Origin of the sequence: Janthinobacterium sp. GW456P (assembly GCF_002127655.1) — a bacterium.
In the GTDB taxonomy this organism is placed as follows: domain Bacteria; phylum Pseudomonadota; class Gammaproteobacteria; order Burkholderiales; family Burkholderiaceae_D; genus Janthinobacterium.
This window is the reverse complement of record NZ_NEHB01000023.1, coordinates 86,567-98,750: the sequence shown is the minus strand read 5'-3', so window position 1 is coordinate 98,750 and position 12,184 is coordinate 86,567. Positions and strand designations below refer to the sequence as shown.

The following is a 12,184-nucleotide window of genomic DNA, read 5'->3' as shown; positions in this document are numbered from 1 at the left end:
GGATGCGCCAGCGGCGGCGCGCGCGGCGGCGACGGCGGCGGGACGGTTGCCAGGGGCAGCAGCCGGTGCAGCAGCCGGCACGCCTTCGGCGCCGCCTATGCCGGGCCGAAAGGCCAGCATGCGCAGCAAGGTCATGGTAAAGCCCGCGTATTCATCGGGCGCCAGGCCCAGTTCATTGCGGCCATGCACGGCGATCTGGTAAAACAGCTGCACTTCTTCCGCGTCAAACGCGCCGGCCAGGCGCACGATGTCCGCGTATTCGGGCAAGTCCTGCGGCAAGGCGGCAGGCACGGTTTGCGCCAGCGCAATGCGGTGCAGCAAGGTGCCCAGGTCTTGCAGGGCGCCGTTATACGACAGGCTGCGCGAAGCCATCTCGTCGGCCACGGCCAGGAGATCCGCGCCATCCTGCTGCGCCAGGGCGTCGAGCAGGCGCACCAGGTACGATTGGTCGAGCGCGCCCAGCATGCCTTGCACGGCATCGAGCGTGACTTCGCCGGCCGCGTAGGCGATGGCCTGGTCCGTCAGCGACAGCGCGTCGCGCATGGAGCCGTGGGCGCCCTGGGCCAGCAGGCGCAAGGCCGGCTGTTCGAAAGCGATGCCCTCTTGCCCCAGGATATTGTCCAGGTGGCTGATGATGTGGCCGGGCGGCATCTGCTTGAGGTTGAACTGCAGGCAGCGCGACAGCACGGTCACGGGAATCTTTTGCGGGTCCGTCGTGGCCAGGATGAACTTGACGTGCTCGGGCGGCTCTTCCAGCGTCTTCAACATGGAATTGAACGCGTGGTTCGTCAGCATGTGCACCTCATCGATCATATAGACCTTGAAGCGCGCATTGCTTGGGGCATACACGGCTTGCTCGAGCAGTTGCGCCATTTCATCGACGCCGCGGTTCGACGCCGCATCCATCTCTATATAGTCGACAAAGCGTCCCGCATCGATTGCCGTGCACGCTTCGCATACGCCGCAAGGCTGGGCCGTGATGCCGCCCGTGCCGTCGGGGCCGATGCAATTGAGCGATTTGGCCAGGATGCGCGACAGGGTCGTCTTGCCGACGCCGCGCGTACCCGTGAACAGGTAGGCGTGATGCAAGCGGCCGCTGTGCAAGGCATGCGTGAGCGCGCGCACGACGTGCTCCTGGCCGACGAGCGTCTCGAAATTCTTGGGGCGGTATTTACGGGCGAGGACTTGATAGGACATGCTGAGATTTTACCATGCGATTTTGCGGGTGATCCTGCGCGGCGGGCGCAAGCCTCATGGCCGGGCCAGGCAAACCTGGCAAACGCGGCAAAGCAGCAATTGTATAACATGGCCAGCTGGAAATATGGAAAACACGGCAAGCCCGGCAATGCCGCGACCCAGCAAGAAAACGCGGCCGTAAAAGCAAAAAAGCTGCCCATGGCAGCTTGATTGTTGATCCTGATAAAACATTCCCGAAGGAGGCGAGCCTGATCTGCGGCACTCATGGTTAATAGCCGTGGCTGCTTCGTTCCCGACCTGACCAGGTTAGCCATGCCACGATGCGCAGGGGCCCGCCGGGGACAATTATAACCGGTCTGCGCAAGATTGGGAAATTGCCGTGTCAATGCCAAAATCCGGGGTCAGACCCCCGGTTGAGTTGGCAATGACCTTTTTGTTAGCGGTGTTGAGGGTCTGACCCCAGCCGCTCTACAAGCCCAGCTCTTGCCAGATCCCATCCACTTTCGCCTTCACTTCCGGCGTCATGGCGATCGTCGTGCCCCACTCGCGCGTCGTTTCGCCCGGCCATTTATTCGTCGCGTCGATGCCCATCTTGCTGCCCAGGCCGCTGACCGGCGAGGCAAAGTCCAGGTAGTCGATCGGCGTGTTGTCGACCAGGGTGGTGTCGCGGATGGGGTCGACCCGCGTGGTGATGGCCCAGATGACTTCTTTCCAGTCGCGGATATTCACGTCTTCGTCGACGACGACGATGAACTTGGTATACATGAACTGGCGCAAGAAGCTCCACACGCCGAACATCACGCGCTTGGCGTGGCCCGCGTACTGTTTCTTGATCTGCACCACGGCCATGCGGTAGCTGCAGCCTTCGGGCGGCAGATAGAAATCGGTGATTTCGCTGAACTGCTTTTGCAGCAGCGGCACGAACACTTCGTTCAGGGCCAGGCCCAGCACGGCCGGCTCATCCGGCGGTTTGCCCGTGTACGTGGAGTGGTAGATCGGGTCGCGGCGCATGGTGATGCGGTCGATGGTAAACACAGGGAAACTATCCTGCTCATTATAGTAGCCCGTGTGGTCGCCATACGGCCCTTCCAGCGCGTGCTCGTAGCCGCTCGGATGGTTTTCGTCCGGGTAGATATGGCCTTCGAGCACGATCTCGGCCGACGCGGGCACGCGCAACTCGCTGCCGATGGCTTTCACCAGTTCCGTGCGGCTGCCGCGCAGCAAGCCGGCGAACTGGTATTCGGACAGGCTGTCCGGCACCGGCGTGACGGCCCCTAATATAGTAGCGGGATCGGCGCCGAGCGCGACGGCGATCGGATACGGCTTGCCCTTGCTCTGGATCGCATGCTCGCGGAAGTCCAGCGCGCCGCCCCGATGGGCCAGCCAGCGCATGATGACCTTGTTGCGCCCCAGCACTTGCTGGCGGTAGATGCCCAGGTTTTGCCGTTTCTTGTTCGGGCCCTTGGTGATCACCAGGCCCCAGGTGATCAGGGGAGCGACGTCGCCGGGCCAGCAATGCTGGATCGGCAGGCGCGCCAGGTCGACGTCATTGCCTTCCCAGACGATTTCCTGGCACTTCGCGCCGCGCAATTCCTTCGGCGACATGTCCCACACGGATTTCACCAGCGAACCGAGACCCAGCAGATCCTTGAAATCCTTCGGCGGTTCCGGCTCCTTCAGGCGCGCCAGCACATGGCCGATCTTGCGCAGCTCGCTGACGTCTTCCGCGCCCATGCCCAGCGCCACGCGGCGCGTGGTGCCGAACAGATTGCCCAGCACCGGCATGGTGTGTCCCGTGGGATGGTTGAACAGCAAGGCCGGCCCGCCCGCGCGCAAGGTGCGGTCGCACACTTCCGTCATCTCTAAAATCGGTGAAATGGGGGTCGAAATGGGCTTAAGTTCACCCATTTGTTGCAGTTGAGAAATAAAATCTCGTAAATCTGAATATTTCATGTGTTTTTAATTTTTTTTGACGTCGGACGCCGTTGCTGAAGGATCTATGCCAAGTAATTGATTTTATTGGCTTTTGGCACAATGCAAGTCAAAAAGTAAGACATAAAAGTAATAAAGAAACGATTCGTTAGTATTGACTTGATATAAAACGGCTTCTACAATTCGCCCAACTTGAAAGAGCACGCCGGCCCAGAGCTTGATTTTAGCGTTTCTCTTTCATTCACGGAGTCGGGGCTCCACATGACATTTTAAGGAGTGTTTTCAAAAGGCGTCTGCCTTACCCCCGGTAAAAGTTGTATTGCGACTGATCCAATACCAGCATGGGACCGATCAGCTCAAGCAAGCAATGACGGCGTTTCTCGCACGCATCCATACGCGGCGGAAACGATGATATTTCTGATGCACGGCATTGGCAGTACCCACAACACCGCGACACCGCGGAGGGACTGCCTGTTGACGCGACATTTCGGGGAACTCTATGACTCATCGTAGCACTGAAGCGGCATTGCCTGCTTCAACCGTGGCTGGCCAGCCAGCGTTGGCGCGTTTGCGCGCCCGCGCACAAGCCATTTCGGCACGTGGTGTTTTGACCACCGCGCAACACACACTGACAGTCTTCGGCATTTCCGCCCTGGCACTGATCGCCCTGCTGATGTTCCGCCCGGACCTGGGCAAGCAACTGACGCACAGCCTGTTCCCGCTGCCGATGGCAGAAGCGCAAGCCGTTGAAGCGCCGGCCCTGTCGGCACTGATGGAAGCGCCGGCATCCGTGCAAACGGCCGCCTCCAGCGAAGCACCTTTGACCAAGGAAGAAAAAGCCTTGCTGGGCACGCAAAAGCAGCAGCAATGGGTCACCAACTGGCTCTCCAAGCGCTACCGCGTGGCCAACGATGCGACCAATATGCTCGTCTCGACGGCATACCTGACGGCCCGCGAAATCAAGCTGGACCCGCTGCTGATCCTGGCCGTGATGGCCATCGAATCGGGCTTGAACCCGTTCGCGGAAAGCCCCGTCGGCGCGCAAGGCCTGATGCAAGTCATGTCGAAAGTACACCATGAGCGCTTCCAGGAAATGGGCGGCGTGCAGGCAGCCCTGAATCCCGTCGCCAACATCCGCGTCGGCTCGCTGATCCTGAAAGACTACGTCACGCGCGGCGGTTCCGTCGAAGCGGGCTTGAAAACCTATGTCGGCGCCGCCAACTTCGCCACCGACTCGGGCTACGGCTCGCGCGTGCTGGCCGAATACCGCCGCCTGAAGCAAGTATCGGCCGGCCAGCGCGTGCCGACCAGCACGCCGGTAATGGCATCGAACACGCCAGCGCCAGCCAAGGCGCCTGCGCCGGAAAGCGGCATCACCATCAAAGTGCTGCCGCACAACGAGATCGCCGGCCTGTGACCCTTTAAAAGCCCTCACAGGGGCATCCGAAAAGCAGCGCCCAGTAAAAAAGCCACCGCACGCAAGTGCCGGTGGCTTTTTTATTACCCTGCGGCATCAACCGCAGGATCTCCTGCTCTATTACTTGCGCTTGCTGGCGTTGACTTCTTCCTCGCGCAATTTCACCGCCAGCTTGTCCAGCACGCCGTTCACATATTTGTGACCGTCGATACCGCCAAACGACTTGGCCAGCTCGACCGCTTCGTTGATGACGACGCGGTACGGGATTTCCATGTTGTTCTTCAGCTCGAACGCGCCGATCAGCAGGATGCCGTGTTCGATGGGCGACAGTTCCGCGATATTACGGTCGATCAAGGGCGCCATGCTGTCGCGCAGTGCCAGCGAATCCTTGATGGCGCCGTACAGCAGCACCGTGAAATGATCGCCATCGGCCTTGTCGAAGCCGTGGGCCGCGCGAATATTGTTCACGACGGTGGTCGCGTCCTCATTGTTCAGCAGCCACTGGTACAAGCCCTGCAGCGCAAACTCGCGCGCGCGGTGACGCGGCGTGCGGTTTTTGCTGGGATTGGCGAGCAAATTTTTCTCAGTCATGATTGTTACCTGTTCTTAAGTACGTGTTCACTACAAATTCCGACGAGACACCACGGCGCACTTTTAGGCAGCGCAGCCGTAATTCAAGCGTGCGTGAGAAGGATGTCAGGGCAAGGCGCGAGGCCGAAGACAGTACGAAAGTACGGCGAGGCCTTGCAACGCAGCCATGGCATTCTTATCACACGCGCTTAGTCTTCGTCGGTGTCCTGCAACTCTTCTAGCGCTTGCGCTAAATTAGCCATTTCCACTGCCACGCGTGCCGCTTCCGCTCCCTTGACCAGCATGCGCACTTCCGCCTGCTCGTCGTTTTCCGTCGTCAACACTGCGTTGGCGATGGGGATGCCGTAATCGAGACCGACGCGCGTGATGCCCGCGCCCGATTCGTTCGATACCAGCTCGAAATGGTAGGTTTCACCGCGAATCACGGCGCCCAGTGCGATCAAGGCGTCGAATTGCTCGGTTTCCGCCATTTTTTGCAGAATCAGTGGGATTTCCAGGGCGCCCGGCACGGTCACGTGCAGGATATCTTCATCGGCCACGCCCAGCTTGCTCAACTCTTCCAGGCATGCCGACAGCAAGCCACCACCGACGATTTCATTGAATCGTGCCTGGACGATACCGACGCGCAAACCTTCGCCGGCAAAATTGGTTTCATAAGTTCCTACGCTCATCATAAGCCTCTTTATAAGTGGTCAGCGGCGGCGCCGCGCGCCGGGCCGCTGGATACGGTCAATGAATTACTGCTGGCCAGGATGGCATTGAAAACCGGTGACTTCCAGGTCGAAACCGACCATCGACGGCATCTTGCGGGGGCTGGCCAGCAATTGCATCTTGGATACGCCCAGGTCGCGCAGGATTTGCGCGCCGATGCCGTAGCTGCGCAGGTCCATGCTGGCGGCGCGGCCTTTCGGCTTGGCTTGCGGCGTATCGAGCGCGGCGAACTGGGCAAACAGCTCGCTCGATGTCTCGCCGCAGTTCAGCAAGACCATCACGCCCCGCTCGGACTGCTTGATGGCGGCCATCGAGGCAGCCACCGTCCACGAGTGGGTAGTCGCTTCGCTTTCCAGCACATCCAGCAAAGAAACGGGCTGGTGCACGCGCACCAGCGCTTCCAGGCCGGGGGCCAGGTCGCCGTGCACGAGGGCCAGGTGAGCCGAGGCGCTGGGCTTGTCGCGGAAGGCGATCAAACGGAATTCGCCGTGCGCCGTGTGCAGGGTACGCTCGGCAACGCGCTCGACCAGGGACTCGGTCTGGCTGCGGTAATGAATCAGGTCGGCAATCGTGCCGATCTTCAGGCCATGCTGCTCGGCAAACACCAGCAAGTCCGGCAGGCGCGCCATGGTGCCGTCGTCCTTCATGATTTCGCAAATCACGGAGGCGGGCGTCAGGCCGGCCATGGCCGTCAGGTCGCAACCGGCTTCCGTATGGCCTGCGCGCATCAGCACGCCGCCTTTTTGCGCTTTCAGGGGGAAGATATGGCCAGGCTGGACGATATCGCTGGGCTGCGTGCCCTTGGCAACGGCCACCTCGATGGTCTTGGCGCGGTCTGCGGCGGAAATGCCCGTCGTCACGCCTTCGGCCGCTTCGATGGACACGGTAAAGTTGGTGCCATACGCGGTACCATTGCGCGACGTCATCATCGACAGGTTCAGCTCGTCGCAACGCTCTTCCGTCAGGGTCAGGCAGACCAGGCCACGCGCATGCGTGATCATGAAATTGATGGCTTCAGGCGTCACGAAATCGGCGGCAAGCACCAGATCGCCTTCATTTTCCCGGTCTTCTTCATCGACCAGTATCACCATGCGGCCGGCGCGCAATTCAGCGACGATCTCTTCGGTGCTGGATATAGACATCATTGATCCTCTTAGTGAGACTAAAAACTGAAACATCGCGTGCGAATATTCCGCGAATTTCCGGGAATTTCCGGGAATTTTCTTATAACCCGCTATTTTAAAGGATTTAGCGCTTGCAGGCCTGAAATAAGACAGGTTTGCGGCATGGGCGCCGCGGCCGGCCCCGCACAGCGCCGATTCCGCGATCCCGCGCACGCGGCGGCGGCAAGGCGCGCGCCGCCGGCCTTGCAAAGAGCATAAGATCAACCAGTCACCGCCACGGCGCTGACACCCATTCGCAGCGACACCCCACACAGGAGCGGCAACATGAAAACCAACGGATCGGCCATCTGGTCAGGCGGCATCAAGGACGGCAAGGGCGCCATCAGCACGCGCAGCGGCGCCTTGCAGGAATATCCCTACGGCTTTGCCAGCCGCTTCGAGGGCAAGCCCGGCACGAATCCCGAGGAATTGATCGGCGCCGCCCACGCGGGCTGCTTCACCATGGCCCTGTCGCTGATCCTCGGCGAAGCGGGCCTGACGGCGGAAAAGATGGAAACGACGGCCGAAGTCACCCTGGACAAGGTGGACGACGGTTTTGCCATCACGGCCGTCCACCTGATCCTGAAAGCGAAGATACCGGGCGCCGACCAGGCGAAGTTCGAGGAATTGACGGGCAAGGCCAAGGCCGGCTGCCCCGTATCGAAGCTGCTTAAAGCCAACATTACCCTCGACGCCACCCTGCTGCCCTAGATTTTCGTCACGGGCTTGACGGGTTCCACGGGGGCCACCGGCGCCACCAGCGGCAGGCGCGAGTCGCTGGCCGGCAATGGCCGGTTCATCAAGCCGGGATTCAGGGCTGCATTGTTCAGGTTATACGCCGCGATGGCCGCCGCCACGGACGGGTCTTGCGATGACGGTGGCGGCACGGCCATGCCCGCCGCTTGCGCGGCCAGCTCTTGCGCCTGCGCATTTTGCTGGGCCAGCTGGGCTTGCGCCGTCGCCAGTCCCGCATCGGCTTGTCCCTTCGCGGCGCGCGCCAGCGACTGCGCCCGTTCGCTGGCCGCCTGGGCCGCCATTTGCGCATCGCTGGCGGCCAACTGCGCCCGCACCGCATCGTCGGCCGCCGCTTGCGCCTGCTGCTGCAAGCCCTGCTGCCGCACTTGCCCCTGGCGCAGCTCGTCCACCCGTGCAGCGTCCTGCTGCTGCGCCTGCTGACTGGTATTAATACGTTCGCTGTCGAGGCGTTCAGTGTCAAGGCGCAGTGCATCCACGCGCTGGCTGTCTGTCCGCTGCGCCTGCGGCAATTGCGCCGCATCGGCGGCGGCTTGCGCCGTCGACGGGGGCCGCAATTCCTGCAAATCCAGGTTCAGTTCTTCCGTTTCCAGTTGCTGCTGCAATTCCAATTGTCGCTGTGCAATCGCGGCCGTTTGCGGCGGTGTCTCGTCGATGGCCTGCGGCTGCGCGGCCTGCACGGCGCTGGCCGGCAGTGCGCCGCCCGTCAAATCCGCTTCGACCACGGCGGCCAGCGGCGCGCCCTGCTGCTGGGCCAGCACGGCGCCCACCTGTGCCAGCACGTCCGTTCCCTGCTGCAAGGCATCCAGGGTGGCATTGCTGTCGGCCGCATACGCGGCCTGCAAAGTGATGGGATCGACATCTTCATTGCGCAAGTCGATGCCGATGCGGGCCAGGCCCGCCTGCGTGAGCAGGCTGCCGTCCTGCGCCAGCGCGGCCGCCGTATCCGTCGTGCCGTCGCCAGACAACAGATCGTAGCGTTGCGCCAGGCTGCCCGGCGTGTCGCCGGCCGTCGCCAGCTGGCTCGCGTCGATGCCGCTCGTTTGCAGCTGGGCGAACGATTCCGTCAGCTGCCGCGCCAGCGCCAGCAAGTCGTCATTGACATTCACGGGCGTATTGGCCGCCCTGGCCTCGTCCGTGGCGCCCTGCAAGGCCAGCAGTTGCCGGCGCGACAAGGCCACGCCGGAGAGGAACTGGCCCAGCGGGGAGATGTCGACCTGGGTCGATGACAAAGCGGCAAGGGCCGCCGCCGCGCTGGAAGGCGGCAGGGGCAGCGCGGGCGCCAGCGGCGCCGTCTGATCCACGCGGGACGTGGCCGGGATGGTGTTGGGCACGGTTGCGCGCGAAATCGGGTCCATGGCTAGCCTCCACTGCGGAAAGCTTCATAGTATGCGCGTCTGCAAGAAAAGCAACACACGCTTGGCAAGGCGAAGGGTGTGTTGCGGTGTTCTTGTATCAGGCGGCGGCCTTGTCCAGCGACAACATGCGCTCGACATAGCGGGCGATCAGGTCGATTTCCAGGTTGACCTTGCCATCGACCGTCAAGTGTTTCAGAGTCGTCATGGCAATGGTGTGGGGAATCAAATTGATCGAGAAGCGGCAGCCGTTGACGGCGCCCGCGCCCAGGTCTTCCACGCGGTTGACGGTCAGCGATACGCCATTGACGACGACGGAACCCTTGAAAGCCAGATATTTCGCCAGTTCGTGCGGCGCTTCGATCACCAGTTCCCACGATTCGCCCACGGCTTCGAACTTGCGCACGATGCCCAGGCCGTCGACGTGACCGGACACCAGGTGGCCGCCCAGGCGCTCGGCCAGGGTCAGGGCTTTTTCCAGGTTCACTTCCGTCGTCGTATCGAGGCCCACGGTGCAATTGAGGCTTTCGCGCGAGACATCGACGGCAAAACCCGTGTCCGACTTTTCCACCACCGTCATACAGGCGCCATTGATGGCGATGGAATCGCCGAGGGCCACGTCGGCCAGCGGCAAGCCGCCCGCGTGGATGGTCAGGCGCACGCCTGCGTCGAGGCCGCCTTCGAGTGCTTGCACGGTTTCAATCTTGCCAATGGCGGCAACAATTCCTGTAAACATGAACTAACCCTATAAAAGTATAAAAGTATTAATTGCGCTGGGCGAATCTTGCAAGGATACGCAAATCTTCGCCCACTTGCTGAACCTGGTGAAATTGCAAGGTCCGCTGCTGTTTGATATCCGTCAATGCCGGCAAGGCAAACATGCCTTGCGCGTCGCCCAGCAAGGTGGGCGCCAGGTAGAGCAGCAGCTCGTCGACGCAGCCTTCGCGGATCAGCGAGCCGTTCAGTTTGGAGCCGGCCTCGACATGGACTTCATTGATTTGCCGGCGCCCCAGTTCCAGCATCAGCGCGGCCAGGTCGACCTTGCCGGCCGCGTTCGGCAACAGGATGACTTCCGCACCCAGCGCCTGCAACTGCGCTTCCTTTTCCGGGTTGGCCGCGGCCGCCACGATCCAGGTGCCGCCGCCTTGCAAGATGCGCGCTTCGAGGCTGATGTCGAGCCGGCTGTCGACGACGATGCGGCGCGGCTGGCGCGGCGTCTCGACGGCGCGCACGGTCAATTGCGGGTCGTCCGCCTTGACCGTGCCGATGCCCGTCAGGATGGCGCAGGCGCGCGCGCGCCACGCGTGGCCGTCGGCACGCGCCTGCGGCCCCGTGATCCACTGGCTTTGCCCATTGTGCAAGGCCGTCATGCCATCCAGGCTGGCGGCCGTTTTCATGCGCACCCACGGCTTGCCGCGCTGCATGCGCGAAAAGAAGCCGATATTCATTTCATACGCCTCGTCGGCCAGCACGCCCGTGGTGACGGCGATGCCGGCCGCTTCCAGCTTGGCCAGCCCCTGCCCCGCCACCAGCGGGTTCGGATCCGTCATGGCGGCCACGACGCGCCCCAGCCCCGCGCGCACGAGCGCATCGGAGCATGGCGGCGTGCGGCCATGGTGGTTGCACGGTTCCAGGGTGACATAGGCGGTGGCGCCGCGCACGTCGCTGCCGCGCGCCGCCGCATTCGCCAGCGCTTGCACCTCGGCATGATCCTGCCCGGCCGCCTGCGTCACGCCAGCGCCGATCACCTGGCCATCCCGGACGATCACGCAGCCGATGCGGGGATTGGGCGAGGTCGTGTATAAACCGCGCGCCGCCCATTCCAGCGCCAGGCGCATGCCATCGATATCGTTGAGTATTTCCACGGGCTTCTTTATTTGAAGGTGAGTTATTGGTAAGTGCCAAGTTGGTAAGTGCCAAGTGTTAAATGTTAAGTGGCAAGTCTTGCTACGAACTGTCGGCCACGCCGCTGCAATTGACCGCCTGCTGCTGCGGGTCGCACACGCGCACCCTGCCCAGCATATTGATTTTAATATGGCGCACCTGCTTTCCCAAAGCCAGGGACAAGGTACCCCAGCGCGCCGCCACGCTATTGGTCGCGCTGCAACTGCGTCCCGCGCCATTGTAGGCGATATAAAACGGCGCCGTGGCCGACGAGAATGCAAACTGGGCCGTGATGCCGGCCGGCAGCGGCCCCTGGCGGAACAGCAATTCGTCGCCGTCGTCGAACGCCAGGCTGGCATTACGGTCGATAAAGACCAGCCAGCCCGTGCGCCAATCCGTGCCGCCGGGCCCGGCCGGCATCAGCAGCACGCGCTGTCCGCGCGCCATCGCCTGCGCCCGCGTCAATTCGATCGCCGAGACCAAGTCCATGGCCGCCGCGCGCACCTGCTGGCGCGCCAGCAAGTGCTGCACATTTGGCAGGGCGGCCGCCGCCAGCAACGCGGCAATCGCCAGCACGGCCAGCAATTCGAGCATGGTGTGCCCAAAGACGGGCCCGGTCCACTTTGGCCACTTGCGCATGGCCTAGAGCCAGCAATGGCTGGCGGGCCCGCTGCTGCCGCGCTGGCCCGTGCTGCTCAAGGACAGCACGCCGCAATCGGCATCCTGGAACTGCGCATCGACCTTGGATGTGCCCGGCGTGGCGCGCAACAGCACGCATTGCCCGATCGCCAAGCCGGGACAGGCCAGCGCCTCGATTTCATACGCACTGCCGGCCGCGCCCCCTTCGCCCGACCACCATGGAAACGCTTGCGCCTGCGGCGCCGGCGAGGCCGAGGAAAACGCCAGATAGCGGTTGTTTTGCGAGTAATAGCGCTCCTGCTGCTGCATCAGCCGCAGCAGGGCCGCCTGCCCCTGCACCCGCTTGGCGCGCACGACATGGCCGTGATAGGCAGGTATGGCCAGCGCCAGCAGCAGGCTCATGATCGCCAAGGCTGACAGCAATTCGATCAAGCTGAAGCCCGGCGCGTTGGCAGTAGAAGCGCCACCGTTTGCGGCGGCCCAATTCCGCCTTGCCACTTCCATGGGACCTCCCCTCTTCCCCCAAAAAGCGCTAGCCGATA

12 protein-coding genes and 1 other RNA gene are annotated in these 12,184 nt (G+C 62.4%); 2 read left to right on the top strand and 11 right to left on the bottom strand.

Features of this window, described 5'->3' with window-relative positions:
- The 3 genes from dnaX to ubiD form a co-directional block, all read right to left on the bottom strand.
- A partial coding sequence (gene dnaX, locus CBW66_RS20135) for a DNA polymerase III subunit gamma/tau (RefSeq protein ID WP_139842791.1) occupies positions 1-1,197 on the bottom strand: 1,197 nt, incomplete at its 3' end.
- A gap of 238 nt (positions 1,198-1,435) precedes the next feature.
- An RNA gene (gene ffs / locus CBW66_RS20130) (signal recognition particle sRNA small type) lies at positions 1,436-1,534 on the bottom strand.
- A gap of 131 nt (positions 1,535-1,665) precedes the next feature.
- The gene (gene ubiD, locus CBW66_RS20125; RefSeq protein ID WP_086139755.1) at positions 1,666-3,150 is read right to left on the bottom strand and encodes a 4-hydroxy-3-polyprenylbenzoate decarboxylase; all 1,485 of its coding nucleotides are present in this window, start codon (positions 3,148-3,150) and stop codon (positions 1,666-1,668) included.
- 586 nt (positions 3,151-3,736) lie between these two features.
- Between ubiD and CBW66_RS20120 the strand changes: the two genes are divergently transcribed.
- On the top strand, positions 3,737-4,546 hold the full coding sequence (locus CBW66_RS20120) for a lytic transglycosylase domain-containing protein (protein WP_230492159.1): 810 nt from the start codon (positions 3,737-3,739) through the stop codon (positions 4,544-4,546).
- Positions 4,547-4,666: 120 nt separating this feature from the next.
- Here CBW66_RS20120 and nusB read toward each other — a convergent pair whose 3' ends face one another.
- The 3 genes from nusB to ribBA all read right to left on the bottom strand — a co-directional run bounded on the left by nusB (position 4,667) and on the right by ribBA (position 6,990).
- Complete coding sequence (gene nusB / locus CBW66_RS20115; protein WP_086139753.1) at positions 4,667-5,137, bottom strand: transcription antitermination factor NusB; 471 nt, start codon at positions 5,135-5,137, stop codon at positions 4,667-4,669.
- A gap of 188 nt (positions 5,138-5,325) precedes the next feature.
- Positions 5,326-5,808: a 6,7-dimethyl-8-ribityllumazine synthase gene (ribH, locus tag CBW66_RS20110; RefSeq protein ID WP_034786791.1), complete on the bottom strand. Its 483-nt coding sequence runs from the start codon at positions 5,806-5,808 to the stop codon at positions 5,326-5,328.
- 66 nt (positions 5,809-5,874) lie between these two features.
- Complete coding sequence (gene ribBA / locus CBW66_RS20105) at positions 5,875-6,990, bottom strand: bifunctional 3,4-dihydroxy-2-butanone-4-phosphate synthase/GTP cyclohydrolase II (RefSeq protein ID WP_086139764.1); 1,116 nt, start codon at positions 6,988-6,990, stop codon at positions 5,875-5,877.
- A gap of 306 nt (positions 6,991-7,296) precedes the next feature.
- On the opposite strand from ribBA, the gene CBW66_RS20100 reads away from it, so the two are divergent.
- Positions 7,297-7,722, top strand: coding sequence for an OsmC family protein (locus CBW66_RS20100; RefSeq protein WP_034759136.1), 426 nt, complete (start codon positions 7,297-7,299; stop codon positions 7,720-7,722).
- Here CBW66_RS20100 and CBW66_RS20095 read toward each other — a convergent pair.
- The 5 genes from CBW66_RS20095 to CBW66_RS20075 form a co-directional block, all read right to left on the bottom strand.
- A complete protein-coding gene (locus CBW66_RS20095; protein ID WP_086139752.1) occupies positions 7,719-9,122 on the bottom strand; it encodes a hypothetical protein in 1,404 nt (467 codons plus the stop codon). The genes CBW66_RS20100 and CBW66_RS20095 overlap by 4 nt on opposite strands.
- Positions 9,123-9,219: 97 nt before the next feature.
- Complete coding sequence (locus CBW66_RS20090; protein ID WP_070219574.1) at positions 9,220-9,855, bottom strand: riboflavin synthase; 636 nt, start codon at positions 9,853-9,855, stop codon at positions 9,220-9,222.
- A gap of 28 nt (positions 9,856-9,883) precedes the next feature.
- Positions 9,884-10,984, bottom strand: coding sequence for a bifunctional diaminohydroxyphosphoribosylaminopyrimidine deaminase/5-amino-6-(5-phosphoribosylamino)uracil reductase RibD (ribD, locus tag CBW66_RS20085; protein WP_086139751.1), 1,101 nt, complete (start codon positions 10,982-10,984; stop codon positions 9,884-9,886).
- 82 nt (positions 10,985-11,066) lie between these two features.
- On the bottom strand, positions 11,067-11,597 hold the full coding sequence (locus CBW66_RS20080; protein WP_086139750.1) for a GspH/FimT family protein: 531 nt from the start codon (positions 11,595-11,597) through the stop codon (positions 11,067-11,069).
- Positions 11,598-11,645: 48 nt separating this feature from the next.
- Positions 11,646-12,146 (bottom strand): type IV pilin protein, encoded by a 501-nt coding sequence (locus CBW66_RS20075; protein ID WP_253249971.1) that lies wholly within the window; start codon positions 12,144-12,146, stop codon positions 11,646-11,648.
- Between the last annotated feature and the right edge of the window lie 38 nt (positions 12,147-12,184).

Excerpts from the sequence above, each read along its gene's own strand:
- ubiD (WP_086139755.1), bottom strand. The coding sequence starts at position 3,150 with ATGAAATATTCAGATTTACGAGATTTTATTTCTCAACTGCAACAAATG.
- nusB (WP_086139753.1), bottom strand. The coding sequence starts at position 5,137 with ATGACTGAGAAAAATTTGCTCGCCAATCCCAGCAAAAACCGCACGCCG.
- ribH (WP_034786791.1), bottom strand. The coding sequence starts at position 5,808 with ATGAGCGTAGGAACTTATGAAACCAATTTTGCCGGCGAAGGTTTGCGC.
- ribBA (WP_086139764.1), bottom strand. The coding sequence starts at position 6,990 with ATGTCTATATCCAGCACCGAAGAGATCGTCGCTGAATTGCGCGCCGGC.
- CBW66_RS20100 (WP_034759136.1), top strand. The coding sequence starts at position 7,297 with ATGAAAACCAACGGATCGGCCATCTGGTCAGGCGGCATCAAGGACGGC.
- CBW66_RS20095 (WP_086139752.1), bottom strand. The coding sequence starts at position 9,122 with ATGGACCCGATTTCGCGCGCAACCGTGCCCAACACCATCCCGGCCACG.
- CBW66_RS20090 (WP_070219574.1), bottom strand. The coding sequence starts at position 9,855 with ATGTTTACAGGAATTGTTGCCGCCATTGGCAAGATTGAAACCGTGCAA.
- CBW66_RS20080 (WP_086139750.1), bottom strand. The coding sequence starts at position 11,597 with ATGCTCGAATTGCTGGCCGTGCTGGCGATTGCCGCGTTGCTGGCGGCG.
- CBW66_RS20075 (WP_253249971.1), bottom strand. The coding sequence starts at position 12,146 with ATGGAAGTGGCAAGGCGGAATTGGGCCGCCGCAAACGGTGGCGCTTCT.